The organism is Isoptericola halotolerans (genome assembly GCF_013149785.1).
Taxonomy (GTDB): Bacteria; Actinomycetota; Actinomycetes; order Actinomycetales; family Cellulomonadaceae; genus Isoptericola; species Isoptericola halotolerans.
In genome coordinates, this window is record NZ_JABEZU010000002.1 from 892,146 (window position 1) to 917,909 (window position 25,764).

The window sequence follows — 25,764 nt, forward strand, 5'->3', positions numbered from 1 at the left end:
GGGCAGGTCATGGCGGGGTGCACCGTCCTGGTCACCGCGGACCGGCGCTCGGGCGAGCTCGCCGCCGCCCTCGAGCGTCGCGGCGCCGCGATCCGCCACGCGCCGGCGCTGAGCATGATCCCGCACGTGGACGACGACGCCCTCGTCGCGGCGACGGCCGACCTCATCGCGGACCCGCCCGACGTCGTCGTCGCCACCACCGGGGTCGGCTTCCGTGCCTGGGTCGAGGCCGCGGACGCGCACGGCCTGGCCGACGACCTGCTGCGGGTGCTCGGCGAGGCGCGCATCGTGGCCCGCGGTCCCAAGGCGCGCGGGGCGGTCCAGGCCGCCGGGCTCGCCGCCGACTGGGTCGCGGAGTCCGAGACGTCCGCCGAGGTGGCCGAGGTGCTGCTCAGCGAGGGCGTCGGTGGTCTGCACGTGGCGATCCAGCACCACGGTGCCGGGGCGGACGGTCTGGACGAGGTCTTCGCCAAGGCCGGGGCGCAGGTGTCCCCGCTGGTCGTGTACCGCTGGGGTCCGGCGCCGGACCCGGACGCGGTGCGGGCCTCGGTGCGCGCCGCGGCCGACGGCGAGGTCGACGCCGTGGTCTTCACCTCGGCACCCGGCGCCGAGGCCTGGATGGAGGCCGTGGAGTCCGCCGGTGTGCGGGACGAGGTGGTGTCCCGCTGCCAGACGGGCGAGATGGTGGTCGCCTCCGTCGGTCCGGTCACGTCGCGCCCGCTCGCGGCGCGCGGCATCACCCCGCTCGAGCCCGAGCGGGGTCGGCTGGGTGCGTTGGTCCGGGCGTTGGTGGGCCACTACGAGCACATCGAGTCCGTCGCGCTGAGCACCGTCGCGGGTCCGCTGCTGATCCGTGCCCGCGTGGCCGTGCTGGACGGGCAGGTGCTGCCGTTGTCACCGACGGGCGTCGAGGTGCTGCGGCTGCTCGCCTCCGCCGGCGGGGACGTCGTCTCCCGCGACCAGGTGCTCGAGGTGCTGCCCGGCGTCTCCCGCGACGGGCACGCCGTCGAGGTGGCCGTGGCGCGGCTGCGCGAGGCCGCCGGTCGCCGCGACCTGATCAAGACGGTCGTCAAGCGCGGGTACCGGCTCGAGCTCGCGCACGGCTGACCGCCGTCAAGGGCCCCGGTCCGGCGCGGGCAGCGTCACCGTGGCCCGCAAGCCGCCCAGCAGGCTGTCGCCCAGCGTGACGTCGCCCCCGTGCTCCCGGGCGATCTCGCGCGCGATGGCCAGGCCGAGCCCCGTGCCGCCCTCGTCCCGGCCGCGGGCCGACCCGAGCCGGGTGAACCTCTCGAAGACGCGGTCGCGGTCCGGTGCGGGGACCCCCGGGCCGTCGTCGTCCACCGTCACCACGCCGTCGCGCACCTCGACGACGACCCGCTCGCGGGCGAACCGGCGCGCGTTGTCCACCAGGTTGCGCACGACGCGCCCGACGGCGGAGGGGTCGGCCGTCGCGCGGCCCTCGCCGCGGACCTCGACGCCCGCCGCGGCCTCCCGGACCACCTCGGCCAGGTCGACCGCGCGAACCTCCAGGGGTGCGGCCCCGACCCGGGCCAGGACGAGCAGGTCGTCGGCGAGCGCCTGCATGCGGGCCACCTCGTGCTCCAGGTCCGCCGTCAGCTCTGCGCTCTCGTACGCCTCCGGGTGCGCCCGTGCGACCTCCAGGCTGGTGCGCAGGGCGGCGATCGGCGAGCGCAGCTCGTGGGCGGCGTCCGCCACGAAGCTCTGCTGCCGCTGCGCCGACGCGTCCAGCCGGTCCAGCATCTCGTTGAGGGTCCGGGCCAGGGCGGCGATCTCTCGGGCGGGGGGCACCGGCAGCGTGCCCGGCCCCCCGACGTCGCTGACCCGGGCGGCGCCGGCGCGCAGCTCCTCGACGGGCCGCAGCGCACGTCCGAGCACGACCCACGTGACGAGCCCGAGGGTGAGGGTCAGCAGCGGGACCACCACGCCGAGCGAGAGGCGCAGCGCGTCCAGCGCCCCCTCGATCGTGCCCAGCGGCAGGGCGGCCACCACGCGCTGCCCGTCGGGCGCCGTCCCGACGAGCACGCGCACCGGCCCGGTCCCGTAGGCCGCGTCGTCGCGGGTCGAGGTGCCGTCGGGGGTCTCCTCGAGCACCTCGGGCGCCAGGACGGGCAGCGTCCGGCTCGCGTTGGGCGACGTCGCCACCACCCGGCCCGAGGTGTCGACCAGCTGCACGACCTCGCCCGGCTCGTCGGCGGAGAGAACTCGCGGGACGCGGTCCTCGGCCACGAGCGTCGAGACCTGCTCGAGGGTGCCGACCAGGATGGCGTCGGTCGCGGCGATCCTGCTCTGGGAGACGACGGTGGTCAGCAGCAGCGCCCCGACCGCCAGGGTGATGCCGGTCAGCCCGGCCGCCGCGAGGGTCAGGCGCAGGCGCAGCGACCAGGCGCTCACCGCCCCACGACCCGGTAGCCGACGCCGCGCACCGTCTCGATCGTCTCCCGGCCGAGCTTGCGCCGCAGGTAGCCGACGTAGACCTCCACGACGTTGAGGTCGTCGCCCGCCGCGTCCCAGACGTGGTCACGCAGCTCGATCTTGCTCAGCACCTCGCCCGGCCTGCGCATCAGCTGCTCGAGCAGCGCCGTCTCGCGGGTGGTGAGCGCGACGGGTTCCTCGTCCCGGTGGACCTCGCGCGTGGCGGGGTCCAGCTCCAGGCGTCCCACCCGCAGGACGGCGGGCCGCGGCGGGGCCCCGCGTCGCAGGAGCGCACGCAGCCGGGCCACCAGCACGGTGAAGGCGAACGGCTTGGGCAGGTAGTCGTCCGCCCCGACGTCCAGGCCGCCGGCCACGTCGGCGTCGCTGTCCCGGGCGCTGAGGATCAGCACGGGCGTCCAGACCTGCTCGCCGCGCATCGTGCGGAGCACGTCGACGCCCGAGCGGCCCGGGAGCATGAGGTCGAGCACGACGACGTCGTGCCCTCCCTCCAGCGCCAGCTGCAGGCCGGTGTCGCCGTCGGAGGCCACGTCGACGGCGAACCCCTCGGCCTGCAGCCCCCGGCGCAGCGCCCGCGAGAGCACCTGCTCGTCCTCCACCACCAGTACGCGCACCACCGCAGCATGGCACCCGCGAGCACGGCGTGCGTCCTCAGCCCGTGCCTTCTCAGGCTCGTCTCAGGCGCCGTCACGCACAGTGGTCCCATGGACACCACGCGCACGCTCTCGCCCCGCGCCCGGTGGACGATCCCCGCGGTCGTCGCCGGGGCCGTCGCCGCCGCCTTCGTCCTCCCCGGCGCCCTCGGTGCGACGGCGGACGACGACCTGCCCGCCCTCACGGCCGACCAGCTGGTCGACCGGGTGGCGAACGCCGACCCGGTGCCGGTCTCCGGGACCGTCGTGTACACGGCCCGGCTGGGGCTGCCGGACGTGACCGTCCCGGAGCTGCAGGGCGCCGGCCCGCTCGACCTGCTCGGCGGCAGCTCGACGGTCCGCGTCTGGTCCGACGGCGAGGACTCCTCGCGCGCCGCGCTGCTCGGCCCCGTCTCGGAGTACTCCGTGGTCCGGGACGGACCGGAGGCGTGGACGTACTCCAGCGCGGACGACGAGGCGGTCCACTACGTCGTCGACCCCGCGGACCAGGAGCGTTACGACGAGCTCGCCGAGAAGGCGGCCGCACCGCCGGTCGACGGCGACCTGCCCACCCCCGACGAGGCCGCTGACCTGCTCCTCGCCTACGCCCGCACGACCACCGACATCGACACGACGGGGCCGGTCGAGGTCGCCGGGCGTGCCGCCTACCAGCTCGAGATGAGCCCGCGGACCGACGGGACGCTGGTGGACCGGGTGCGGGTCGCCGTCGACGCCGAGACGTTCGTGCCGTTGCGCACCCAGGTGTGGGGCGTCGGCGACACCGAGGTTCCGGCCGTGGAGGTCGGGTTCACCGACGTCTCCTTCGAGGCGCCCGACCCGAGCGTCTTCGACTTCTCCGCCCCGGCGGGCGCCGACGTCCGCGAGGTCGTGGTGCCGCTGCCGGAGCCCGGGGCGATGGAACAGCCGCCGGCTGCCGACCTGGGCGGCGGCGAGGGGTTCGCGGTGCGCGGCACGGGCTGGGAGACCGTCGTCGAGCTCACCGACGTCGACGTCGACGCGATCCTCGGCGCCGCGGCCGAGGGTCGGCTGCCCGAGGGTGGCACCGGGTCCAGCGGGGCGGAGGCCCTGCTCGACGAGCTCGCGCCGACCGAGGACGGCGAGATGCCCGGGCTGCCGGAGCTCGACACGCGGGCCCTGTACGAGCAGCTCACGACCGAGGTCGACGGCGGCCGGCTGCTGACGTCGGCGCTGCTGTCCGTGCTGGTGACCGACGACGGCCGCGTCCTGGCGGGGGCCGTGCCGCCGGCCACCCTCGAGGAGCTCGCCGGATGACGGGTGCCGGGGGCGCCACAGACTCTGCGGTGCGCACCCGCGGGCTGACGAAGAGGTTCCGCTCCGGGCAGGTCGGCGTCGACGGGATCGACCTGCTCGTGCCGCGCGGGGCCGTCTACGGGTTCCTCGGGCCGAACGGCTCGGGCAAGACGACCACGATCCGCATGCTGCTCGGCCTCGTGGCCCCCACGGCGGGGACGGTCGAGCTGCTGGGGGCGTCCGTCCCTGCGGACGCGCGCTCGGTGCTGCCGCGGGTGGGGGCGCTCGTGGAGGGGCCCGCCTTCCACCCCTACCTCGACGGGCGGGCGAACCTCGAACGGCTCGACGCCGCCGACGCGACCGCGGACCCCCGCTCCCGGGACCGCCGGGTCGGCGCCGCGCTCGAGAGGGTGGGCCTGGCCGCGGCGGCGGCCAAGCGCTACCGGCAGTACTCGCTGGGGATGAAGCAACGGCTCGGGCTCGCCGCGACGCTCCTGCGGCCTCGGGACCTGCTGCTCCTCGACGAGCCCACCAACGGTCTCGACCCCCAGGGCACGCGTGAGGTGCGGGCGCTCGTGCGCGAGGTCGCCGCGGCCGGCACGACCGTGCTCGTCTCGTCGCACCTGCTCAGCGAGATCGAGCAGGTGTGCTCGCACGTGGGGATCATGAGCCGCGGGTCGCTGCTCGTCCAGGGTGCCCGGGAGGAGATCGCGGACGCCGGGACCACCGAGGTGCGGGTCGCCGTCCGCCCGGACCAGCGCGACCACCTGGCCCGGGTCGTCGGGGACCTGGGGCTCGGCGAACCACGGGTCGACGGCGACGTCCTCGTCGCCCCTCTCGGCGGGGTGGCCGTCGAGAAGGTCGCCCAGGCGGTGGTCGGCGACGGGATCGACCTGCTGGGGCTCGAGGTCCGGCGGCCCACGCTGGAGGACGTCTTCGTGCGGCTCACGGGGGAGGGCTTCGATGTCGCTCGTTGAGGCACCGGCCGCCGCCCCGGCACGCCGCGGGGCCGCCACCGCGCGGCTGCTGCGCAGCGAGCTGCGCCTGGTGTTCGGGCGCCTGCGGAACCTCGTCCTGCTCGCCGGGCTGGCGGCCGTCCCGCTGCTGATCGGGACCGTCCTGCTCGTCACGCAGGACACCCCGGTCGCCGGGCAGGGGCCGCCGTTCCTCGACCGGGTGACGGGCAACGGCCTGTTCCTCGTGCTCGCCGCGCTGGTCAGCTGCCTGCCGTTCCTGCTGCCGCTGTGCGTCGCCATCGTCGCCGGCGACGCCGTGGCGGGCGAGGCGGCCACCGGGACGCTGCGCTACCTGTTGGTGGTGCCGGTGTCGCGCACCCGCCTGCTGCTGGTCAAGGCGGTCGCGGTGCTGGCGTTCGCCGGCGCGGCGGTCGCCGCGATCGCCGTCACGGGGCTGATCGCCGGGGCGGCGTTCTTCGGCGTGGGGGACGTGACCCTGCTCTCGGGGGACACCGTCCCGCTCGCCGACGGGCTGCTCCGCGCGCTGGGCGTGGTCGCCTACGTCGCCCTGTCGCTCACGGGTCTGGTCGCCGTGGGGCTGTTCTTCTCCACGCTGACCGAGGTCCCGGTCGCCGCGATGGCCTCGACCGTGGTGGTCGCGATCGTCAGCGGCGTCCTCGACGCGCTGCCGCAGCTCTCCGCCGTCCACCCGTGGCTGCTCACCCACCACTGGCTCGACCTCGGCGAGTTCCTGCGGCTCCAGGTGGACGTCTCGGTGCTGCTCGCGGGCCTGGCCGTGCAGGCCGCCTGGGTCGCGATCTTCGGCACCCTGGCGTGGAGCCGGTTCACCACGGCCGACGTCTCGTCCTGAGGCGTCAGCCGGGGTAGACGTCGACCTCGGCGGCCTTGACGGTCCCGATCACGGTGCGCCCGGGCACCAGCGCGAGCTCGGCCACGGCCTGCGGGGTCACGTCCGCGGCGAGCTGGTCGGTGCGCACCCGCAGCAGGTCGCCGCGCGGCTCCACCGACCGCACCGTCCCGCGGAAGGTGTTGCGCGGCGAGCCGTGCGGGTCCCTCAGGTGCAAGGACACCGCCGCGGGCCGGAACACGGCGGTCATCGGCGCTCCCACCGCGACCCCGGGGTGCGACGCGTACCCGTGCACGACGGCGCCGCTCGCCGTGGAGACGCCGTCACCGGTCCACGTCCCGGACAGCAGGTTGAGGCCGGCGACGGACGCGGCGAAGGCGCTGCGCGGGCGCGACAGGATCTCCGCCGTCGGCCCTCGTTCGACGACCCGGCCGCCGTCGACGACGGCGACCTCGTCGGCGAGCAGCAGCGCGTCGAGGACGTCGTGGGTGGCGACGACGGTGGTCTGGTCGTCGAGCAGGTGCTGGAGCGTCTGGCGCAGCGCGGGGGTGACGTCGACGTCGAGCGCCGCCATCGGTTCGTCGAGCAGCAGCAGCCGGGGTGCCGCCGCGAGCGCCCGGGCGATCGCGACGCGTTGTGCCTGCCCGCCGGACAGGCCGGCCGGCCGGCGCTCGGCGAGGTGCGCGAGCCCGATCGCGTCGAGCCACCGGTCGGCCGCCGTCCCGGCGCCGCGGCGGGACCGTCCCTGGGCGCGCGGTCCGAACGCGACGTTGTCGCGGACGGTCAGGTGAGGGAACAGCATCGGGTCCTGGGCGAGCAGTGCGACCTGTCGGCGGTGCGCAGGGACCCAGGTGGTCGTCCGGCCGGCTCGGGCTCCGGCGAGGACCCGGCCGTCCAGGGTGATCTCGCCGTCGTGCGGGCGCAGCGTCCCCGCCGCGAGGCCCAGCGCCGTGGACTTGCCGGCGCCGTTGGGACCCAGCAGCGCCAGGGTGCGGCCCTCGGGGACGTCGAGCGTGACGTCGACCCCGCGCGAGGGGACCGTCGCGGTGAGCGTGAACGTCATGGCGCAGCCCGGCGGTGGGTGACGGCGATGACGACGACGGCGATGGCCACCAGCAGCAGGGACAGCGCCACGGCGGCGTCGGGGTCGGTCTCGCGCTGCAGGTAGATCTCCAGCGGGAGGGTGCGGGTGACGCCCTGCAGGCTGCCCGCGAACGTGAGGGTGGCACCGAACTCGCCGAGGGCGCGGGCGAAGGCGAGCACCGTGCCGGAGACGAGCCCCGGCCACACCAGCGGCAGCGTCACCCGCCGCAGCACCGTGGTGGGGCCCGCGCCCAGGGAGGCGGCGACGACGTCGTACCTGCTGCCGGCCGTGCGCAGCGCCCCCTCGAGGCTGACGACGAGGAACGGCAGCGCCACGAACGTCTGGGCGAGCACGACCGCCGTCGTCGAGAACGCGACCTGCAGGCCGAGCACCTCGATCGACTCGCCCAGCAGGCCGCGACGCCCGAACGTGGACAGCAGCGCGATGCCCCCGACGACGGGCGGCAGCACCAGCGGCACGAGCACGAGGGACCGCAGGAGGTCCCGCCCGGGGAACCGTCCACGCGCCAGCACGAGCGCCAGGGGGATGCCGAGGACGAGGCACAGCGCCGTGCTCGTGGCCGCCGTCTGCAGGCTGAGCACGAGGGCGGCGCGGGCGGGCTCGCTGGTGACCAGCGTCCAGTAGCCGGTCCAGGGCACGCGGGTACCCAGGGCGAGCAGCGGCAGGACGACGAACAGGCCGCCGACGACGGCGGGGACGTACGTCCAACGGGGGAGCCCGGTGGGGGCGGCGGCCGGGTCGTGGGCGATGGTGGTGCGGCCGGTGCTCATGGCGCGGCGAACCCGAGGTCGGCGAGCGTGCTCCGGCCCTCGGAGGACAGGACGGCGTCGACGAACGCCTCGGTGAGCTCGGTCTCGTCGGCGGTCCGGCCCGTGCGTTCCACCGTGGCGATCGGGTAGGCGTTCACCGCGCCGTCGGCCTCCGGGAAGGCGACGCCCTCGACCTGGTCGCCGGCGCGGGCGACGTCGGTGACGTAGACCAGCCCGGCGTCGGCTTCACCGCTGGTCACCTTGCCGAGGACGTCGGTGACGCTCGGCTCCTCGCTGACCGGGTGCAGGGTGAGGCCGGCGTCGCCGACGACGGCGGTGGTGGCGGCGCCGCACGGCACCTCGGGGGCGCAGACGACCAGGCGCAGACCCGGTGCGGCGAGGTCGGTCAGCGCGGCGACGTCGGCGGGGTTGCCGGGCGGGACCGCGATCTGGAGCGTGTTGGTCGCGAAGACCTGGGGGACGCCGACGAGGCCGTCGGTGACGAGCCTGTCCATGGTCGCGGTGTCGGCCGAGGCGATGACGTCGGCGGGCGCCCCCTGCTGGATCTGGGCCGCCAGGCTCGACGAGCCCGCGAGGTTGAGCAGGACGTCCACCCCGGGGTGATCGGCCTCGAAGTCGTCGGCGATCTGCTCGAAGGCCTGTGCCAGGGAGGCTGCGGCGAAGACGGTGAGGGTGGTGTCCGCCTCCGCGGCGGTGCTGCACCCGGCGAGCGTGACGGCGGCGCTCGCGGCCAGCAGCGCTGCCCGTGCGGCCACGCGGCGGGGAGGCGTCATGCTCTGTCCTGGTCGGGTGCCTCGATGACGACGTTCGTCGACTTGATCGTGGCCACCGCGACGGAACCACGTTCCAGCCCGAGGTCGCGGACGGCCTCGCTGCTCATGAGCGACACGACCCGGAACGGGCCGCACTGCAGCTCGACCTGCGCCATCACGGTGTCCACCGTCAGATCGGTGACCAGGCCGACGAACCGGTTGCGGGCCGAGCTCTTCATGCCGTGGGGGAGTCCGGGCGCGGTGGCGTGCTCGCGCGCGACCATGGCCACGTCGTAGCCGTCGACGACCTGGCGGCCGGCGCCGTCGCGGGTGGCGGTCAGCGGGCCCCGCTCGACCCAGCGGCGCACGGTGTCGTCGCTGACGCCGAGGTAGACGGCGGCCTCACTGATACGCATCTGCGGCATGAGAGCGACGATATGCCCGTGCATGCGGACTCGACAAGGGCCGGGGATCGTCCTGCGTCGATGCCCCGACCTGGTCGCCGGGTGCCCCGTAGGCTGGCGCCCGTGCATCACGACACGACGACCCGTCGGCCGGTGGCGGAGCACGCCGCGGCCGTGGCAGGCCTGGTCGGCCCGGCGCTCCGGCGGGCAGCCGCGCGGCGTGCGGTCCCCGCCGGGCTCGCCGACCTGCTGGCCGTCGCCGCGGGGGGCGCGGCGTTGGCACCGCGAGTGCTCGCGCGGGACGCCGTTGCCGCCGTCGACCTGCCGGGCTTCGACAACTCGCAGATGGACGGCTACGCGGTCCGCGCCGCCGACCTGGCCGGCGCGGCGCCGTCGGACCCGGTCCCCGTGCCGGTCGCGGCGCCGGTGCCGGCCGGGACCCAGCCCTCTCCGCTGGCCCCCGGAACCGCGGCACCGGTGATGACCGGCGCCCCGGTCCCGGCCGGGGCGGACGCCGTCGTGAAGATCGAGGACGCCGACCCACCGGCCTTTCCGGCGCCGGGCACCACGGCGACCGTCCGGTTCGGCGCGCCCGTCGCGCCGGGGACCTTCGTGCGCCGGAGAGGGTCCGACGTCGTCGCCGGGGACGTCGTCCTCCCGGCGGGCACCCCGCTCGGACCGCCGCAGCTCGGCGTGCTCGCCGCGGCCGGAGTCGTCGAGGTCGCCGTCGCCGAACCACCGCACGTGCTGCTGCTCTCCACCGGTTCCGAGCTGGTGGCGGCGGGCGGACGGCTCGGCCCGGCGCAGGTGCACGACGCGAACGGGGCCGCGCTGACCGCCGGGCTCGCGCAGGCCGGGGCCCGCGCCACCCACCGCGTCGTCCCCGACGACCCGGCCGCCCTGCGCGCCGTCCTGGCCGAGGCGCCCGACGACGTCGCCCTCGTGGTCACGAGCGGGGGCGTCTCCGCCGGGGCGTACGAGGTGGTGCGCCAGACCCTCACGGACGCCTGGTTCGGGCACGTCGCCGTCCAGCCGGGCGGGCCGCAGGGGCTCGGCACCATCGCCCTGGGTGACCCGGCGGTGCCGCGGGACGTGCCGCTGGTCGCGTTCCCCGGGAACCCGGTCAGCGCCTACGTCTCCTTCGAGCTGTTCCTGCGCCCGGTGCTCGCGGCGGCCACGGGGTCGACGCCGGCCCACCGCCCCCGTGGCCGGGCGCCGCTCGCCGAGGCGATCGACTCGCCCGAGCACCTGCGCCAGGTGCGCCGCGCCCGCCTCGACGCCGACGGCCGCGTCGTCATGGTGGGCGGTCCCGGGTCCCACCTCCTGGCCCACCTCGCGGCCGCTACGCTCCTGGTGCACGTGCCACCCGGCGTCGCCCACCTCGACGAGGGCGACGACGTCGACTACTGGGAGATCCGATGAGCGACCTGTCCCACTACCGCGACGACGGCGCCGCCCACATGGTCGACGTCACCGCCAAGGACGTCACCCAGCGCCGGGCCACCGCGCGCGGGGTCCTGCGCACGCGGGCCGACGTCGTCGACCGGATCCTGTCCGGCGACCTGCCCAAGGGCGAGGCGGTCGCCACCGCGCGCATCGCCGGGATCATGGGCGCCAAGCGGACACCGGACCTCGTGCCGCTGTGCCACCCGCTGCCGCTGTCGGGGGTGGACCTCGAGATCGTCCCGACGGGCGAGGCGGCCCTCGAGATCACCGCGACCGTGAGGACCACGGGCCGGACCGGCGTCGAGATGGAGGCGCTCACCGCCGTGACGGTGGCGGGCCTGACGCTCTACGACATGATCAAGGCGGTCGACAAGGCCGCCGTGCTGACCGACATCGCGGTCGTGGCCAAGTCGGGCGGGAAGTCCGGCGACTGGGTCCGCGGCGAGGAGCAGGCATGAGAGCCGCCGTCGTCGTCGCCTCCGACCGTGCCGCCGCAGGTGTCTACCCGGACCGCTCCGGGCCGGCCGCCGCCGCGTGGTTCACCGACCGTGGCTGGGAGGTGCTGCCCGTGGTGGTGGTGCCCGACGGCGAACCCGTGCGCGAGGCGCTGCTCGAGCTGCTCGACGGGCACGACGGCGAGGCCCCGGACGTGATCGTCACCTCCGGCGGGACCGGGGTCGCGCCGTCGGACGCCACCCCCGAGGTGACGCGCGCCGTGGTGGACCGCGAGGTGCCGGGGATCGCCGAGCTGGTGCGGGCCCGCTCGCTCGCCCCGACCGACCCGGCGAAGCCTGCGGTGCCCGGTGCTGCGCTGTCGCGGGGGATCGCCGGGGTCGCCGACAGCACCCTGATCGTCAACCTGCCGGGTTCGAGGGGCGGTGTCCTCGACGGGCTCGACGCGCTCGCCGACGTCCTGCCGCACGCGGTGGACCAGCTCCGCGGCGGTGACCACCCCGCCGTCGCCCGCCCCACCACTTCGCAGGAGGGGAGCGCCACGGTGCTGCGCGCCGACGTCGTCGAGTCACCGATCGACGACCGCCTCGTCGCGCTGAGCGACCTGGTCCGCGACGACGCCTGCGGGGCCGTGGCCACCTTCGTCGGCCACGTGCGCGACCACGACGAGGGTCGCGGGGTCACAGCCCTGCGCTACGAGTCGCACCCGGACGCCGCCCGGATCCTGGGGGAGGTCGCCCGGCGGGTGGCGCACCGCACGGCGGACGCCACCGGTGACACGGTGCGTGCCGCCGTCGTGCACCGGGTGGGTGACCTCGCGATCGGGGACGTCGCGGTCGTCGTCGCCGTCGCCTCCGGGCACCGGCAGGCCGCCTTCACGTGTGCGAGCGACCTGATCGAGGAGCTCAAGGCCGAGGTGCCGATCTGGAAGGAGCAGGGCTTCACGGACGGCTCCAGCGAGTGGGTGGGCTCGCTCGGCTGACGCGCCCGTCGGTCATCGGCTGTTTACCGGGGCGACAGCCTCGGGACGCACGGCAGTCATCGAGCGTTCCTAGCGTCTGTCGCGACCCCCCGGTCCCGAACCTGGAGTGCACCGATGACGATCGCCCCCGAGTCCCGCCCCACCCTGCCGCTCACCGTCGGGCCGCACTACGCCCGCGGCAAGCGGGCCGCCGCGACCTGCCGTTACAAGTGCGCCGACGCGTGCGCCCACCCCGCGCCGAACACGAGCGCCAACGAGTACTTCCGCGACGTCGCCTCCCGTGCCCTGAGCCGGCGCGTCATGCTCGGCGGCATGGCCGCGGCCGCGGCCGTCGTGGTGGTCGGCGCCGAGGTGGTCGGCGCCCAGCCGGCCGCCGCGACCGCCGCCGGCAAGCCCGGCGGCAAGGGACTCGCCTTCGGGGCGATCGAGCCGCAGCCGATGACCGTCGACGACCTCGTCGTCCCCGCCGGCTACGAGTGGTCGGCCATCGTCCGCTGGGGCGACCCGATCCTGCCCGGCGGCCGGGCGTTCGACGCCTCGGCGCAGACTCCGGAGCGTCAGGCCAAGCAGTTCGGCTACAACTGCGACTACCTCGACATCCTGCCCGACGACCCGAAGCACATCACCTCCATGGTCGAGACGCGGCGGGGCAAGCGCGGGCTCCTCGTGGCCAACCACGAGTACACCAACCCGGGCATCATGTTCGACGGCTCCTACGACGCTGCCACCCGGCGCGCGATCGAGCGGGCCGCCCACGGCATGTCCGTGGTCGAGCTGACCCGCGCCAAGGAGGGCACCCCCTGGGAGTACTCCCGGATCGCCCCGCGCAACCGGCGCATCCACATGGACACCGAGTTCGTCATCGACGGCCCGGCCGCCGGGCACGACCTGATGAAGACCGTCGAGGACCCCACCGGGACCCGGGTGCGCGGCACCCTCAACAACTGCGCCGGCGGCACCACGCCGTGGGGCACCGTGCTCTCGGGCGAGGAGAACTTCCACGGCTACCTGCGTGTCGACGGCGCCGACCCGCGCGATGCGCGCTACGGCCTGCGCAACGCCGCCACGGGGTACGGCTGGGAGAACGACGACCCGCGGTTCGACGGCAACAACGCCGGCTACGAGAACGAGAACCACCGTTTCGGCTGGATGGTCGAGCTCGACCCGTACGACCCCGACGCCGCACCCGTGAAGCACACCGCGATGGGCCGGTTCAAGCACGAGGGTGCGAACGTCATCCTCGCGAAGAACAAGCGGGTCGTGGCGTACATGGGCGACGACGAGCGGTTCGACTACGTGTACAAGTTCGTCTCGAAGCACGCGATGCGACCCGGCAACAGCGCCAAGGCCCGTGCCTTCAACAAGACGCTGCTCAGCGAGGGCGACCTCTACGTCGCACGGTTCGACGGCAACTCGCCCGGCGAGATCGACGGCTCCGGGGCGCTGCCCAGCGACGGCGCGTTCGACGGCACCGGCGAGTGGCTCCCGCTCGTGCTCGACGGCGAGTCCCAGGTCGAGGGCATGTCCCTGGCGGAGGTCCTCGTCTTCACCCGCCTGGCGGCCGACGCCGTCGGCGCCACCAAGATGGACCGCCCCGAGGACGTCGAGCCGAACCCGTTCACCGGTCACGTCTACGTCGCCTGCACCAACAACTCGAACCGCGGGACGGGCAGCAACGCGCCCGCCGACGAGGCGAACCCCCGTAGCTCGAACCGCCACGGCCACATCGTGGAGATGATCGAGGACGGCGGCGACCAGACCGCGACCACGTTCACCTGGAACCTGCTCATCGTGTGCGGGGACCCCGAGGTCGACGACACCACCTACTTCTCCGGCTTCCCGGCGGACAAGGTCTCGCCGATCTCGTGCCCGGACAACGTCGCCTTCGACACCGACGGCAACCTGTGGATCTCGACCGACGGCCAGCCGTCGTCGATCCAGAAGTGCGACGGCCTGTTCAAGGTCACGCTCGACGGGCGGCAGCGGGGGCGCGTCGAGCAGTTCCTGTCCGTGCCCCGTAGCGCCGAGACCTGCGGGCCGCTCGTGGACGTCCGCGACTCCATGGCCTACGTCAACGTCCAGCACCCCGGCGACGACGGCTCGTTCGCCGCGCAGACCTCCTACTTCCCGGACTACCTCGGCGCGGACGAGGAGGTGCCCGCCGGTGCCTGGCGCGGTCCGCGTCCCTCGACCGTCCAGGTGTTCCCGGCCGGTGCCGGGGAGAAGCCCGGCAAGGGGAAGGGCAAGGGCGGCAGGCACGACGGCCCCGGGCCCTTCCCTCCTGGTCGGGGTGGCCGGGGCAAGGGGTCGAAGAACCGCAGCTCGTTCCGTCCCGGGCCGGGGGAGCAGTTCCGCGGCTGACCCCCGCGAGTCAGCGAGTCCCCAGCAGGTAGCGCACGGCCTGGTGCGCCGTGCGCTACCTCGCACCGCCGCTGGGATGAGAACGGACCTCCACGGGGTTCGTAGACTTGATGACCGTGACAACCACCGAGGCGCCCGGCGCCTACCTCGACCACGCCGCCACGACACCCATGTCGCCGGCGGCGCTCGAGGCGTTCGTCGCCGAGGCGGGCCGGACGGGCAACGCCTCGTCCCTGCACTCCGCGGGCCGGGCCGCCCGTCGGGTGGTGGAGGAGTCCCGCGAGTCCGCCGCCGCCGCGCTCGGCGCGCGCCCCAGCGAGGTGATCTTCACCGGGGGCGGGACCGAGGCGGACAACCTCGCGATCAAGGGGATCTTCTGGGGACGGCGGTCCCAGGACCCGCGGAGGCGGCGCGTGCTGGTCTCGGCGGTCGAGCACCACGCGGTGCTCGACCCGGCGTTCTGGCTCGCCGGTCACGCGGGTGCGGACATCACGCTGCTGCCCGTCGACGGCGAGGGGCGCCTCGACCTCGACGCGCTGACCGACGAGCTCGCCGCCCACGGCGACGAGATCGCCCTCGTCTCGGTCATGTGGGCCAACAACGAGGTCGGGACGCTGCAGCCCGTGCGTGAGGTCGCGCGGATCGCCCACCGGCACGGAGTCCCGGTGCACACCGATGCCGTGCAGGCCGTCGGGCAGGTGGAGGTCGACTTCGCGGCGTCCGGCGTCGACGCCCTGACCGTCACGGGCCACAAGCTGGGCGGGCCCGTCGGCGTCGGTGCGCTGCTCGCCCGGCGCGACCTGCCCCTGGAGGCCGTCTCGCACGGCGGCGGGCAGGAGCGCGGCGTGCGCTCCGGGACCCTGGACGTCGCGGCGATCCGCTCCTTCGCCGTCGCGCTCCGCGAGGCCGTCGACGCACGCGGGGAGCGGGCGACCGCGCTGGCCGACCTGCGTGACGTCCTCGTCGCCGGTGTGCGGCGCGTCGTTCCCGACGCCGTCCTGCGAGGGCCCGCCCCGGATGCGACGACGCCGTCCGGCGACATGGCCCGGCTGCCTGCCAACGCGCACTTCACGTTCCCCGGCGCGGAGGGTGACTCGCTGCTGTACCTGCTCGACTCGGCCGGGGTGCAGGCCTCGACCGGGTCCGCCTGCCAGGCCGGGGTGCCGCAGCCCAGCCACGTCCTGCTCGCGATGGGCGTCGAGGAGACGGACGCCCGTGGCGCGCTGCGCTTCTCGCTCGGGGCCTCGTCCACGCGCGACGACGTCGACCGGCTCCTCGAGGCGCTGCCCGGCGTGGCCGAGCGTGCGCGAGCGGCCGGCCTGGTGTCGACCCGTCCGGGAGGTGTCGCATGAGGGTGCTCGCCGCCATGTCCGGTGGGGTCGACTCCGCGGTCGCCGCCGCGCTCGCCGTCGAGGCGGGGCACGACGTCGTCGGGGTCCACATGGCCCTGAGCCGCAACCGGGACCAGTTCCGCACCGGCTCGCGAGGATGCTGCTCGATCGAGGACGCCGGTGACGCGCGTCGTGCCGCCGACGTCCTCGGCATCCCGTACTACGTCTGGGACCTGTCCGAGACGTTCGAGGAGACGGTCGTCGCGGACTTCCTGTCCGAGTACTCGGCGGGTCGCACGCCCAACCCGTGCGTGCGCTGCAACGAGCACATCAAGTTCGAGGCGCTCCTCGACAAGGCGACGGCCCTGGGCTTCGACGCCGTCGCCACCGGGCACTACGCCCGGATCGAGACCCACGAGGCCGATGACGGCACGCGCACGCCCGAGCTGCACCGGTCGCCCAACGACGCGAAGGACCAGTCGTACGTGCTCGCCGTGATGGGGCGCGAGCGGCTCGCCCGCTCGATGTTCCCCCTGGGCGGGTTCGCCAGCAAGGACGAGGTGCGCGCCGAGGCGGAGCGCCGGGGGCTGTCGGTCAGCGCGAAGCCGGACTCCTACGACATCTGCTTCGTGGCCGACGGCGACACCCGCGGCTTCCTGCGCTCGCGTCTCGGTGAGCAGCCGGGCGAGGTGCGGGACACCGACGGCAACGTCGTCGGCGAGCACCAGGGCGCCTACGCGTACACCGTCGGCCAGCGCAAGGGCCTCGGCCTCGGCAAGCCTGCGCCCGACGGCCGGGCGCGCTACGTGGTGGACGTGGACACCAGCTCCAACACCGTCGTCGTCGGCGCGGCCGAGCTGCTCAGCGTCGACCGCATCGCGGGTCAGAAGGCGGTCTGGCTGGCCGCGGCACCGGACGACTGGACCGCCTGCGAGGTGCAGGTCCGGGCGCACGGCCGGGCGGTGCCCGCCCACGCACGGGCGGTACCAGGGCCCGACGGCGCCGCGTCGGGCCTGGAGGTCCGGCTCGGCGAGCAGCTGCGCGGGGTCGCGGCAGGGCAGTCGGTCGTCGTCTATCGCGGGACGCACGTGCTGGGGCAGGCGACCGTGACGCGCGCCTGGCGTGACGCGTCGGCACTGGCCGGCGCGTCGGGCACGGGGTCCTGAGAACGGACGCCCGTCCGCCCACGGGGGAGCGGTGGGCCGTGCGTACCTTCGCGAGTGGGACTACGTGGACCAGTTCTGGCACACGCTCGTGCAGGTCGGTCTGGACCTGGTGGACGAGGGAGTCGCCGACCCCTTCTTCCTGGACCAGTCGATGCCGATCCGTGCTCGCGTGCCCCGGCGTGAGCCGGAACGGGTCCTCTTCACGGTGGTGGACACCACGGTACGGGTCGGGCGTCGGGCCTTCCTCCGTCAGCTCGCGGAGCACGCCCTGTGGTTCGACGACCGGCACCGCCGGGTGACCGGAGACGTGATGAGCACCTACCGGGCGGACGCGGAGCGGGTGCGCGCGGCAGCAGAGGCATGGTGAGGTCCACGCCCTCGCCGCGTAGTCTCCCGGTGTGAGCTATTCGAGCAAGGCCCGTCAGGCATCGGCGCACCGCCGGCCCGGCTGCTGGGACGTCGTCGAACCCGTCTTCCGGGTGGGGGAGGCATGACGGCGGTCAGCGGCCACGGGCCGTGGCCGGGCGGCGAGCGGGAGGAGCTCGAGGCGCAGCAGCAGGTCTTCGGCGACCTCGCGGAGCTGCCGACCGGCGTCGACGCGATCCCGTTCCTCACCCAGCTCACGGACCGGGGCCCGGGGGCCGCGCCGACCGGGCGCACCGCGACGCTCCTGACCGAGATGCCGGTCGAGCTCGGCCCGCACGGGTGGAAGCTCACCGACCGCCCAGGGATGGACGAGCGCCGTGCGCGGGCCTTCCTGCGCGAGGACCTGGGCGCTCTCGCGATCGCGGCCCACGGGTATGAGGGACCTCTGACCGTCGAGGCCACCGGTCCGTGGACCCTCGCCGCCGAGCTGTGGTCGGCTCGCGGGGACCGTGTGCTCGCCGACGTCGGCGCGCGCCGTGACCTGGCGTTGGCGCTGGCCTCGGGCCTGGCGGACCACGTCGCCGAGGTGCGCCGCCAGGTGTCGGGTGCTGAGGTCGTCGTGCAGCTCTCCGAGGCTCTCCTGGGTCAGGTGCATGCCGGTGTGCTGCCCACCTTCTCGGGCTACTCGCGGATCCGCGGCGTGGACGGCCCTGCCGTGGTCGAGGGTCTGCGGCCGGTGATCGAGGCCGTGCACGACGCCGGAGCGACCGTGGTCGTGCACCTGGGCGGCACGTGGGTGGGCATCCCGCCGGTGGTGCTGGCCGGGGCCGACGCGATCGGCCTGGACCTGTCCGCCGTCGGGCCCGAGGGGTGGAACGAGCGGGCGTGGGAGCTCGTCGCCCGCGCGACCGAGCGCGACGTCATGCTCTGGGCGGGGCTGCCGCCCGCTCGGGTCTCCCAGTGTGCCGGCCCCGCGCTGGGCGAGCTCGTGGGCCTGGTGACGGAGCCGTGGCGCCGTATCGGTCTGCCGGCGGCCGGGCTGGCCGGGCTCACCCTGCTCGGTGCCATGGCGCCGGGGGGCGGGTCGACCGGTGGGGCGCCGGAGGAGCATCGAGCGTTGCTCGCGAACCTCGGGCGCGTGGCCGAGGCCGTGACCGAGCGCGCCCACGCCTGAGGCCTGCCTCCTACCACCTGCGACCGTCGTGGTTGCCACGTCCCGGCCGGACGGCTAGCGTTGCCGTCACCCGATCGTCGATGCGCATCGATGATCCGGCGCGGACCGATCCTCGAGGAGGCGACCATGCCCAAGGCTCCGACGAGCGCCGACGTGGCGCGCGAGGCCGGGGTCTCGCAGTCGACCGTCTCCTACGTGATGAGCGGCAAGCGGCCGATCTCGGAGAAGACCCGCCGCCGTGTCGCCGAGGCCATCGACCGGCTCACGTACGAGCCGCACGCGGGAGCCCGCGCCCTGGCGGGGCATCGGACCAGCACCATCGCCGTCGTCATGCCGCTGCGGCAGGCCTCCAGCGCGGAGCGGCTCATGATCTTCGTCGAGGAGTTCACCTACGCGGCCCGTCGGCGCGACCACGACGTCCTGCTCGTCACGGCGGACGAGGGCGCCGCCGGACTGCGGCGGGTCGCCGGGAGGTCGCTGTGCGACGCGATCGTGGTCATGGAGGTCGGCAGCCACGACGCCCGCGTGGAGACCGCGCGAGGCCTGGCGGTCCCGGTCGTGTTCGTCGGGATCCCCGACGACGGCGAGGGCCTGGACTGCCTGGACTTCGACTTCGAGGGCGCCGGCGAGGTGATCGTGTCCGAGCTCGCCGGGCTGGGGCACCGCACCGTCGACGTGATCGGGTGGGGTGAGGACGTCCACGCCCAGGGCTTCAACTACATACCGCGGTTCACGGCGGGCGCCGAGCGCGCCGCGCGGCGGTCGGACGTCCGGCTCCGCTGGCACCGTGCGAGCACGGGGGAGGACGTGCGGCGGGCGGTCGACAATGCCCGCGCGGCCTCCGGGGTGCCCGCCCTGGCAGTCGTGACGGCGATCCCGGAGACCCTGCATGCTCTGTCCGAGCGAAGGTTGCGCCCCGGCCGGGACGTCGACGTCGTCGCCCTCACGACGGGCTTCGTGTCCGAGGCCGACGGGCTGACGAACGTGTCGACCCGCCCGCGAGACGTCTCGCGCCGGGTCATGGAGCGGGTGTTCGGGCTGATCGACGGCGACCTCGCCACCAGGGGCGGTGCCGACCTCGTCCCCGCCTCACTGACGCGCGGCGGATCGACACGGTCCCGCCCGGCCGACCGACCGGCAGGGCCGGCGGACAACCACCGAGAGAAAGAGGCATCATGACCGCACCGATCCGCGTCACCGTCTGGGGCGAGAACCGGCACGAGCAGCTCGAGCCCTCGGTGGCCGCGCGCTACCCCGACGGCATGCACGGCGCCGTCGCCCAGGGCATCGAGCACCACCTCGGTGACGGCGTGCGCGTGCGCACCGCGACCCTCGACGACCCGGAGCACGGCCTCACCGAGGAGGTCCTGCGCGACACCGACGTCCTGACGTGGTGGGGGCACGCCGCGCACGGCGAGGTCTCCGACGAGGTGGTCGACCGGGTGCACCGGCACGTGCTGGCGGGCATGGGCCTGATCGTGCTGCACTCCGGGCACTGGTCGAAGATCTTCATGAGGCTCATGGGGACCAGCTGCACGCTGCGCTGGCGCGCCGAGCACGACCGCGAGCTCGTGTGGACGGTCGACCCGACCCACCCGATCGCCCAGGGGATCCCGCACCCGATGATCATCGAGGAGGACGAGATGTACGGGGAGTTCTTCGACGTCCCCGCTCCCGACGAGACCGTGTTCCTCAGCACCTTCTCCGGCGGCGAGGTCTTCCGCTCCGGGATCACGTACCGCCGTGGCTACGGCAAGATCTTCTACTTCCGCCCCGGCGACCAGGAGTACCCCACGTACTTCCACGACGGTGTGCGCCGGGTGATCGCCAACGCCGTGGAGTGGGCCGTCACGGTGCGCCCGGAGCGCGCCGCGCCCACCCTGCTGCGCTACGACACCGACGACTTCTACCGTGGCCACGGCTACGAGGGTCCGCTCGATCCCGAGGCCGAGGCGGCCCTCGCCGAGCCTGCGGCCACGACCTCGGACGAGGACGCCCGATGACCGTGCCGCTGGTCCTGGTCGGCGCGGGCGGGATGGGACGGGCGTGGCTCGCCGCCATCGAGGCCGACCCGGGGGCGCAGCTCGCGGGCGTCGTGGACCTCGACGTCGACGCCGCCCGCAGGGCACTCGCCGACGCCGGTCTGCCGGACGTGCCGGTGGGCACGGACGTGGTCGACCTGGCCCGGGAGACCGGCGCCCGCGCCGTCGTCGACGTCACCGTCCCGGCGGCCCACCACCCGGTGACGACGGCAGCCCTGTTCGCCGGCCTGCCGGTGCTGGGGGAGAAGCCGGCTGCGTCGACGGTCGCGCAGACGCTCTCTCTCGTGGCGGCCGCCGAGGTCACGGGCCAGCTGTTCATGGTCAGCCAGTCGCGGCGGTACAACCACCAGCTCGCGGTCTTCCGGGAGCAGGCGCGGTCGCTGGGAGCGCTCGGGGTGCTGACCACCGAGTTCTTCAGGGCGCCACGCTTCGGCGGCTTCCGCGAGCGGATGGCGCACCCGCTGCTGGTGGACATGGCGATCCACCCGTTCGACAGCGCGCGCTACCTCACCGGTGCTGAACCGGTGTCGGTGTACTGCGAGGCGTTCAACCCGTCCTGGAGCTGGTACGACGGCGCCGCCGCGGCCGGCGCTGTGTTCGAGATGACCGGTGGCCTGCGCTACGCCTACACGGGGAGCTGGTGCAGCCCTGGTCGGGAGACCTCGTGGAACGGCTCCTGGCGGCTGTCCGGCGAGGGCGGCACCGCGCTGTGGGACGGCGACCACGACCCGGTCGTCGAGCACGCCCCCGGCACCGAGCCCGCGGTCGGGGCGGCGGCTGCCCCGGGCGACGGGATCGCCGGGTCGCTGACGTCGTTCCTGGCCGCGCTCGACGGCGGCCCCACGCCCATGGGCGAGGTGCACGAGAACGTGCTGAGCCTGGCCATGGTGGAGGCCGCCGTGGAGTCCGCGGAGTCCGGCGTGCGCGTGCGGATCGACGACGTGCTCGACCGTGCCCACGAGCGGGCGCTGGCCGACGAGTCCCGCAGAGAGGTCCGCGTGCAGCTGTCCTCCTGGGGGTCGGCCCGCACCGCGCTCGGCGTCTAGGTGAGCCTGGCGCGCAGGAACGTCCAGGCCAGCGCCGTCATGTAGGCGGCCTGCGCGTTGTTGGCCGCGCCGCCGTGGCCGCCCTCGATGTTCTCGTAGTAGGTGACGTCCTTGCCGGCGGCGAGCATCTTCGCGGCCATCTTGCGGGCGTGGCCCGGGTGGACGCGGTCGTCCTTGGTCGAGGTCGTGAACAGCACCGGCGGGTAGTCCTGGTCGGCGTCGAACAGGTGGTACGGCGAGAACGTCTGCAGGAACTCCCAGTCCTCGGGGACGTCGGGGTCGCCGTACTCGGCGACCCAGGAGGCACCGGCGAGAAGGTGGGAGTACCGCTGCATGTCGAGCAGCGGCACCTGGATCACCACGGCGCCGAACAGGTCGGGGTACCGGGTCAGCATGTTGCCGGCGAGCAGCCCGCCGTTGGAGCCGCCCTGGACGCCGAGGTGGTCCGGGGCGGTGATCCCACGCGCCACCAGGTCGCGGGCGACGGCGGCGAGGTCCTCGTACGCCCGGTGCCGGTTCTCACGCCGTGCGGCCTGGTGCCAGCGCGGCCCGTACTCGCCGCCCCCGCGGATGTTCGCCACGACGCGCACGCCCCCGTGGGCGAGCCAGGCGCGGCCGGCCGTCCCGGAGTAGCCGGGCAGCAACGGGATCTCGAACCCGCCGTAGGCGTACAGCAGCGTCGGGGCGGTGCCCGGCGTCGTGGGGTCGGCCGGCCGGACGAGGTCGCCGCGACCCACCACGAAGTACGGCACCCGGGTGCCGTCGTCGGACGTCGCGAAGTGCTGCTCGACCACCATCTCGCTCGCGTCGAAGAAGGTCGGGGAGGACTTCAGGGGCTCGGGGTCGGCGGCGTCGCGCCCGGGGCCGACGACGGTGGTGAGCGCGAGGGTGGCCGGCTCCAGGAAGCCGCTGCTCGTGACCCACACGTCGTCGCTGTCCACGGGCGAGACGGCGCGGACGCCGACGGTCAGCAGCTCGCCCCCGACGGGCAGCGACGATCGTGACCACGGCGCGCCGGGGTCGTCGCCGGCCGCGAGGTCGGGAGGGGTGAGCACGTGCAGCGCGCTCTTGACGTCGTCGAGGACGTTGACGACCAGGTGGTGGCGCGTCCAGGTCGCCCCGACGAGCGACGTCGAGGCCGAGGGCTCGAACAGCACGGTGAGGTCGCGCGACCCGGCGACGTACGCGTCCACGGGTGCGGCCAGCAGCGAGCCGCCCGCGTAGCGGCGGTCGGCCACCGTCCAGTCCTCGCGCAGCTCGACCAGCAGCCACTCGCGGTGGAGACCGACCTCGGCGGAGTCCGGGACGTCGAGGAGGACGAGCTCCTGGTCGGGCTTCCCCACGTGGTGCACCAGGTACGTCTCGGAGCGGTAGAACTCGATCGCCCGCTCCACGACGTCGCGCTCGAAACCTGGCGTACGGGACCGGCGTCCCATGATGTACATGTCGTCGTCGGAACCCTCGTAGACCACCGTCGCCTGGTCCAGGGTGTCCCCGCGGCGCCAGAGCTTGACGATCCGGGGGTATCCCGACGCCGTCATGGTGCCCGGCCCGAGGTCGGTGTACACGTAGACCGTGTCCTCGTCCGCCCAGGAGAGACCGCCCTTGGCCAGCGGGCGCGCGAAGCCGCCCTCCTCGACCGGCACGAACCGCTGGTCGACCAGGTCGAACTCCCGGGTGACGTCCGCGTCCGAGCCCCCGGGCGACAGGTCCACCAGCGCGCGACGCCAGGGCTCTCCCGCAGCGAGCTGGTCCGGTGTCGGCCGGAGCACGGACGCACCGTGCCAGACCCACGACTCGCCCTCCGCGGCCGCGAGCGCGTCCAGGTCGAGCACCGTCTCCCAGCGGGGCTCCTCGGTGCGGTACTCCGCGAGGGTCGTGCGTCGCCACACCCCGCGCTCATGGTCGCCGTCGCGCCAGAAGTTGTAGAGGTGGTCGCCGATCCGGGAGACCTCGGGGATGCGGTCGTCGGAGTCGAGCACCTCGAGCACGGAGTCGCGCGTCCGGTCGAGCTGCGGGCCGCCGAGACCGGCGTGGCAGTGCTCGTTGCGGGCCCGCACCCACGCCAGGGCCTCGTCGCCGGTCACCTCCTCGAGCCAGCGGTACGGGTCGGCGACGGCCGTCGCGTCGGTCCGGAGCAAGGGGTCGGCACTCATGGCTGGGACCCTAACCCGCTGGTCCGACACCCCGTGCGCACGACGCCCGGGCCGGGGCGCTGCTCTTTCACCCTCGGCAGCGCTGTGGTAGAAACTCCTGGTCAGGGCTTCGTTGCCCGCTTTCAGGCCTTCCCACGGGTTCGCGGAGAAAAGTCGTTGCCGGGCGATCTGGTGCGCGACGCCGCGGGACCCGACCTCACACCGACGGAGGTGCGGTGAGCACGACGAACCCGACCCGACCCGGTGCGACCGGGCGTGTGCTGCCGTGGGTCCTCGTCGCGGCCATGGTGCTGTGCGTCGCGGCCCTCCCGCTCGTCGACCCGTCGGTCGCCTCGTGGTCGCTGTGGGTGCTCGGTGGGGCGGCGGTGGTCCTGCCGGTCAGCGCGGCCGTGATGCTCTCCCGCGCCGCGCGCCGCGAGGACACCGCCTTCCGCGCCCTGCTCGCCGAGCGCGACGGGCTGGCCACGAGCCTCCACCAGACGGCCCAGGCGTTGCAGGGGACGACGGCGGCGCTGACGGCCGAGCAGGAGGCGAGAGCCGACCAGCGGGCGGCCGTCGAGACCGCCGTCGTCTCGCTGAGCCGCAAGGTCCAGTCGTCCGCGCACCGCATCCAGGAGGAGGCGGCACGCATGGTCCAGCGGCACGCCACCGACCCGGACGTCCTGCAGACCTCGATGCGCATCGACCATGCCGCAGCGCAGCACGCCCGGCAGGCGCAGAGCCTCGTCGCCCTGTGCGGGAGGCGTCCCGGTCAGACCTGGGAGGACGCCCTGCCCCTGCCGGACGTGGTGAAGGCCGCCGCCGGTCGGATCACCGCGTTCCACCGCGTCGAGGTCTCCGGCGACCCCGGGCTGGCCGTCACCGCCCGCGCCGTCGAACCGCTCGTGCACGTCGTGGCCGAGCTCCTCGCCAACGCCACGCAGAGCTCGCCGCCGAACACCCAGGTCCTCGTCGTGATCCGCCAGGTGCAGCGTGGCGCGGTCCTCGAGATCGACGACTGCGGGGTCGGCATGGACCCGCGGGAGCTCTCCAGGGTCCGCGCGGTCGCCGCCGGCGAGCACCCCGTCGGGATCGCCGACCTCGGCGAGGTTCCCCAGACCGGCCTGGCCGTGGTCGGGACCTACGCCCGGTTCCTCGGGCTGCGGGTCGACCTCACCGAGTCGGTGTACGGAGGGCTGCGCGCCGTGGTGATGGTCCCCGGGGACCTGACCGAGGTCGCGGCGACCGCACCGGACGTCCTGGCGCCCAGCGTCGACGAGGCGTGGGCGGCCGACGCGGGGCCCGCGTCGTCGACCCCGCGGCAGCCCGCCCGGGGTCGGTCGGAGTCCGGTACGGGTCCGGGCAGGAGTGCCGAGCCGTCGGCTCCCGGGGCCGCGGCAGCACCTCCGGCGCTGCCTCAGCGCCGCTCCCGTCGAGCGGCGATGGACCGTGCGCCCACCTCGGGGAGCGGTCTGCCCCAGGTGGTGCCGCCGGACACCGACCCGATGTCGGACCAGACCGCGCAAGAGGCGGGAGCCTGGATCGGCGCCTTCTTCGCCGCGACGGCCGACGCACCGCAGGACGACCCTGATACCCACCCGTCCGTCGTGACGGACGGGACCTCGGAGGACAGATGACCACCCAGACGACCGGAGCGACACCCGGGACCGAAGACCCCGACAGCTGGATGCTGGACCTCGTCTCTGGGGTGCGCGGCGTGCAGCATGCCGTCGTCCTCAGCTCGGACGGGCTGGTGAGGGTCCGGACGGACGACACCGACCCGGACACGGCCGACAAGGTCGCAGCGGCCTGCGCGGGCCTCGTCGCCCTCGGGATGAGCATGGGCCGCGAGTTCGGGGCCGGTGACCGTCTGCGCCAGGTGGTCGTGGAGTTCGACGGTGGGTTCCTCTTCGTGCGGGGCGCCGGCGACGGTTCTCGCCTCGCGGTCGTCACCGACGCGACCGTGGACCCGGGGCTCGTCGCCCAGCAGATGCAGGCACAGGTGCTCATGATCGGCGAGCACACGCTCGGTACGGACGCGGTCAGCTGAGG

At 74.6% G+C, this 25,764-nt stretch carries 24 protein-coding genes; 17 read left to right on the forward strand and 7 right to left on the reverse strand.

The annotated features are described in order from the left end of the window. Window positions 1-9: 9 nt before the first annotated feature. Complete coding sequence (locus HDG69_RS11720; RefSeq protein ID WP_171784058.1) at window positions 10-1,107, forward strand: uroporphyrinogen-III synthase; 1,098 nt, start codon at window positions 10-12, stop codon at window positions 1,105-1,107. Between the two features lie 6 nt (window positions 1,108-1,113). Here HDG69_RS11720 and HDG69_RS11725 read toward each other — a convergent pair whose 3' ends face one another. Together HDG69_RS11725 and HDG69_RS11730 are read right to left on the reverse strand one after the other, a co-directional pair. Beyond that, on the reverse strand, window positions 1,114-2,412 hold the full coding sequence (locus HDG69_RS11725) for an ATP-binding protein (RefSeq protein WP_171783941.1): 1,299 nt from the start codon (window positions 2,410-2,412) through the stop codon (window positions 1,114-1,116). Further along, the gene (locus tag HDG69_RS11730) at window positions 2,409-3,065 is read right to left on the reverse strand and encodes a response regulator (RefSeq protein WP_171784059.1); all 657 of its coding nucleotides are present in this window, start codon (window positions 3,063-3,065) and stop codon (window positions 2,409-2,411) included. Before HDG69_RS11730 ends, HDG69_RS11725 begins: the two co-directional genes overlap by 4 nt. A gap of 90 nt (window positions 3,066-3,155) precedes the next feature. Here HDG69_RS11730 and HDG69_RS11735 point away from each other — a divergent pair, with 90 nt between their 5' ends. From HDG69_RS11735 to HDG69_RS11745, 3 genes are read left to right on the forward strand one after another with little or no spacing between them, the layout of a single operon-like run. After that, window positions 3,156-4,376 (forward strand): LolA family protein, encoded by a 1,221-nt coding sequence (locus HDG69_RS11735; protein ID WP_171783942.1) that lies wholly within the window; start codon window positions 3,156-3,158, stop codon window positions 4,374-4,376. After that, window positions 4,373-5,332 carry an ABC transporter ATP-binding protein gene (locus HDG69_RS11740; RefSeq protein WP_171783943.1) on the forward strand — a complete coding sequence of 320 codons (960 nt, stop codon included), beginning with the start codon at window positions 4,373-4,375 and terminating at the stop codon, window positions 5,330-5,332. The genes HDG69_RS11735 and HDG69_RS11740 overlap by 4 nt, the downstream gene beginning before the upstream one ends. Next, window positions 5,319-6,182 (forward strand): ABC transporter permease, encoded by an 864-nt coding sequence (locus tag HDG69_RS11745; protein WP_171783944.1) that lies wholly within the window; start codon window positions 5,319-5,321, stop codon window positions 6,180-6,182. Before HDG69_RS11740 ends, HDG69_RS11745 begins: the two co-directional genes overlap by 14 nt. 4 nt (window positions 6,183-6,186) lie before the next feature. On the opposite strand, the gene HDG69_RS11750 is transcribed toward HDG69_RS11745, so the two are convergent. Genes HDG69_RS11750 through HDG69_RS11765 form a run of 4 tightly spaced genes read right to left on the reverse strand, consistent with a single transcriptional unit; the run spans window position 6,187 to window position 9,231 of the window. Further along, window positions 6,187-7,242 (reverse strand): sulfate/molybdate ABC transporter ATP-binding protein, encoded by a 1,056-nt coding sequence (locus tag HDG69_RS11750; protein WP_171783945.1) that lies wholly within the window; start codon window positions 7,240-7,242, stop codon window positions 6,187-6,189. Then, a complete protein-coding gene (locus tag HDG69_RS11755) occupies window positions 7,239-8,054 on the reverse strand; it encodes an ABC transporter permease (protein WP_171783946.1) in 816 nt (271 codons plus the stop codon). Before HDG69_RS11755 ends, HDG69_RS11750 begins: the two co-directional genes overlap by 4 nt. After that, window positions 8,051-8,827 (reverse strand): molybdate ABC transporter substrate-binding protein, encoded by a 777-nt coding sequence (gene modA / locus HDG69_RS11760; protein WP_171783947.1) that lies wholly within the window; start codon window positions 8,825-8,827, stop codon window positions 8,051-8,053. Before modA ends, HDG69_RS11755 begins: the two co-directional genes overlap by 4 nt. Next, a complete protein-coding gene (locus HDG69_RS11765; RefSeq protein WP_171783948.1) occupies window positions 8,824-9,231 on the reverse strand; it encodes a TOBE domain-containing protein in 408 nt (135 codons plus the stop codon). The genes modA and HDG69_RS11765 overlap by 4 nt, the downstream gene beginning before the upstream one ends. Before the next feature lie 102 nt (window positions 9,232-9,333). On the opposite strand from HDG69_RS11765, the gene HDG69_RS11770 reads away from it, so the two are divergent. The 11 genes from HDG69_RS11770 (at window position 9,334) to HDG69_RS11820 (ending at window position 21,577) form a co-directional block, all read left to right on the forward strand. After that, window positions 9,334-10,632: a molybdopterin molybdotransferase MoeA gene (locus HDG69_RS11770; protein WP_343036402.1), complete on the forward strand. Its 1,299-nt coding sequence runs from the start codon at window positions 9,334-9,336 to the stop codon at window positions 10,630-10,632. Further along, complete coding sequence (gene moaC / locus HDG69_RS11775) at window positions 10,629-11,114, forward strand: cyclic pyranopterin monophosphate synthase MoaC (RefSeq protein WP_171783950.1); 486 nt, start codon at window positions 10,629-10,631, stop codon at window positions 11,112-11,114. Before HDG69_RS11770 ends, moaC begins: the two co-directional genes overlap by 4 nt. Then, window positions 11,111-12,091, forward strand: a complete 981-nt coding sequence (locus tag HDG69_RS11780; RefSeq protein WP_171783951.1) for a molybdenum cofactor biosynthesis protein MoaE — start codon at window positions 11,111-11,113, stop codon at window positions 12,089-12,091. Before moaC ends, HDG69_RS11780 begins: the two co-directional genes overlap by 4 nt. A 114-nt stretch (window positions 12,092-12,205) precedes the next feature. Further along, entirely contained in the window at window positions 12,206-14,452 is a 2,247-nt protein-coding gene (locus tag HDG69_RS11785; RefSeq protein ID WP_171783952.1) for a PhoX family protein, read from the forward strand. A gap of 110 nt (window positions 14,453-14,562) precedes the next feature. Further along, the gene (locus HDG69_RS11790) at window positions 14,563-15,804 is read left to right on the forward strand and encodes a cysteine desulfurase family protein (protein WP_171783953.1); all 1,242 of its coding nucleotides are present in this window, start codon (window positions 14,563-14,565) and stop codon (window positions 15,802-15,804) included. Further along, window positions 15,801-16,949, forward strand: a complete 1,149-nt coding sequence (mnmA, locus tag HDG69_RS11795) for a tRNA 2-thiouridine(34) synthase MnmA (protein WP_171783954.1) — start codon at window positions 15,801-15,803, stop codon at window positions 16,947-16,949. Before HDG69_RS11790 ends, mnmA begins: the two co-directional genes overlap by 4 nt. A gap of 31 nt (window positions 16,950-16,980) precedes the next feature. Further along, on the forward strand, window positions 16,981-17,316 hold the full coding sequence (locus tag HDG69_RS11800) for a hypothetical protein (protein WP_171783955.1): 336 nt from the start codon (window positions 16,981-16,983) through the stop codon (window positions 17,314-17,316). A gap of 123 nt (window positions 17,317-17,439) precedes the next feature. Then, on the forward strand, window positions 17,440-18,489 hold the full coding sequence (locus tag HDG69_RS11805; RefSeq protein ID WP_171783956.1) for a uroporphyrinogen decarboxylase/cobalamine-independent methonine synthase family protein: 1,050 nt from the start codon (window positions 17,440-17,442) through the stop codon (window positions 18,487-18,489). A gap of 126 nt (window positions 18,490-18,615) precedes the next feature. Then, window positions 18,616-19,668, forward strand: coding sequence for a LacI family DNA-binding transcriptional regulator (locus HDG69_RS11810; RefSeq protein ID WP_171783957.1), 1,053 nt, complete (start codon window positions 18,616-18,618; stop codon window positions 19,666-19,668). Next, window positions 19,665-20,492, forward strand: coding sequence for a ThuA domain-containing protein (locus HDG69_RS11815; protein WP_171783958.1), 828 nt, complete (start codon window positions 19,665-19,667; stop codon window positions 20,490-20,492). The genes HDG69_RS11810 and HDG69_RS11815 overlap by 4 nt, the downstream gene beginning before the upstream one ends. Beyond that, on the forward strand, window positions 20,489-21,577 hold the full coding sequence (locus HDG69_RS11820; protein ID WP_171783959.1) for a Gfo/Idh/MocA family protein: 1,089 nt from the start codon (window positions 20,489-20,491) through the stop codon (window positions 21,575-21,577). The genes HDG69_RS11815 and HDG69_RS11820 overlap by 4 nt, the downstream gene beginning before the upstream one ends. Here the strand turns inward: HDG69_RS11820 and HDG69_RS11825 are convergent. Continuing rightward, entirely contained in the window at window positions 21,574-23,733 is a 2,160-nt protein-coding gene (locus HDG69_RS11825; RefSeq protein WP_171783960.1) for a prolyl oligopeptidase family serine peptidase, read from the reverse strand. The genes HDG69_RS11820 and HDG69_RS11825 overlap by 4 nt on opposite strands. 215 nt (window positions 23,734-23,948) lie before the next feature. Here HDG69_RS11825 and HDG69_RS18695 point away from each other — a divergent pair, with 215 nt between their 5' ends. Continuing rightward, window positions 23,949-25,349 carry an ATP-binding protein gene (locus HDG69_RS18695; protein ID WP_216645458.1) on the forward strand — a complete coding sequence of 467 codons (1,401 nt, stop codon included), beginning with the start codon at window positions 23,949-23,951 and terminating at the stop codon, window positions 25,347-25,349. Then, window positions 25,346-25,762 (forward strand): roadblock/LC7 domain-containing protein, encoded by a 417-nt coding sequence (locus HDG69_RS11835; RefSeq protein ID WP_216645459.1) that lies wholly within the window; start codon window positions 25,346-25,348, stop codon window positions 25,760-25,762. Before HDG69_RS18695 ends, HDG69_RS11835 begins: the two co-directional genes overlap by 4 nt. Window positions 25,763-25,764: the final 2 nt, after the last annotated feature.

Excerpts from the sequence above, each read along its gene's own strand:
- HDG69_RS11720 (WP_171784058.1), top strand. The coding sequence starts at position 10 with ATGGCGGGGTGCACCGTCCTGGTCACCGCGGACCGGCGCTCGGGCGAG.
- HDG69_RS11735 (WP_171783942.1), top strand. The coding sequence starts at position 3,156 with ATGGACACCACGCGCACGCTCTCGCCCCGCGCCCGGTGGACGATCCCC.
- HDG69_RS11740 (WP_171783943.1), top strand. The coding sequence starts at position 4,373 with ATGACGGGTGCCGGGGGCGCCACAGACTCTGCGGTGCGCACCCGCGGG.
- HDG69_RS11745 (WP_171783944.1), top strand. The coding sequence starts at position 5,319 with ATGTCGCTCGTTGAGGCACCGGCCGCCGCCCCGGCACGCCGCGGGGCC.
- HDG69_RS11750 (WP_171783945.1), bottom strand. The coding sequence starts at position 7,242 with ATGACGTTCACGCTCACCGCGACGGTCCCCTCGCGCGGGGTCGACGTC.
- HDG69_RS11755 (WP_171783946.1), bottom strand. The coding sequence starts at position 8,054 with ATGAGCACCGGCCGCACCACCATCGCCCACGACCCGGCCGCCGCCCCC.
- modA (WP_171783947.1), bottom strand. The coding sequence starts at position 8,827 with ATGACGCCTCCCCGCCGCGTGGCCGCACGGGCAGCGCTGCTGGCCGCG.
- HDG69_RS11765 (WP_171783948.1), bottom strand. The coding sequence starts at position 9,231 with ATGCCGCAGATGCGTATCAGTGAGGCCGCCGTCTACCTCGGCGTCAGC.
- moaC (WP_171783950.1), top strand. The coding sequence starts at position 10,629 with ATGAGCGACCTGTCCCACTACCGCGACGACGGCGCCGCCCACATGGTC.
- HDG69_RS11780 (WP_171783951.1), top strand. The coding sequence starts at position 11,111 with ATGAGAGCCGCCGTCGTCGTCGCCTCCGACCGTGCCGCCGCAGGTGTC.
- HDG69_RS11785 (WP_171783952.1), top strand. The coding sequence starts at position 12,206 with ATGACGATCGCCCCCGAGTCCCGCCCCACCCTGCCGCTCACCGTCGGG.
- HDG69_RS11790 (WP_171783953.1), top strand. The coding sequence starts at position 14,563 with ATGACCGTGACAACCACCGAGGCGCCCGGCGCCTACCTCGACCACGCC.
- mnmA (WP_171783954.1), top strand. The coding sequence starts at position 15,801 with ATGAGGGTGCTCGCCGCCATGTCCGGTGGGGTCGACTCCGCGGTCGCC.
- HDG69_RS11805 (WP_171783956.1), top strand. The coding sequence starts at position 17,440 with ATGACGGCGGTCAGCGGCCACGGGCCGTGGCCGGGCGGCGAGCGGGAG.
- HDG69_RS11810 (WP_171783957.1), top strand. The coding sequence starts at position 18,616 with ATGCCCAAGGCTCCGACGAGCGCCGACGTGGCGCGCGAGGCCGGGGTC.
- HDG69_RS11815 (WP_171783958.1), top strand. The coding sequence starts at position 19,665 with ATGACCGCACCGATCCGCGTCACCGTCTGGGGCGAGAACCGGCACGAG.
- HDG69_RS11820 (WP_171783959.1), top strand. The coding sequence starts at position 20,489 with ATGACCGTGCCGCTGGTCCTGGTCGGCGCGGGCGGGATGGGACGGGCG.
- HDG69_RS11825 (WP_171783960.1), bottom strand. The coding sequence starts at position 23,733 with ATGAGTGCCGACCCCTTGCTCCGGACCGACGCGACGGCCGTCGCCGAC.
- HDG69_RS11835 (WP_216645459.1), top strand. The coding sequence starts at position 25,346 with ATGACCACCCAGACGACCGGAGCGACACCCGGGACCGAAGACCCCGAC.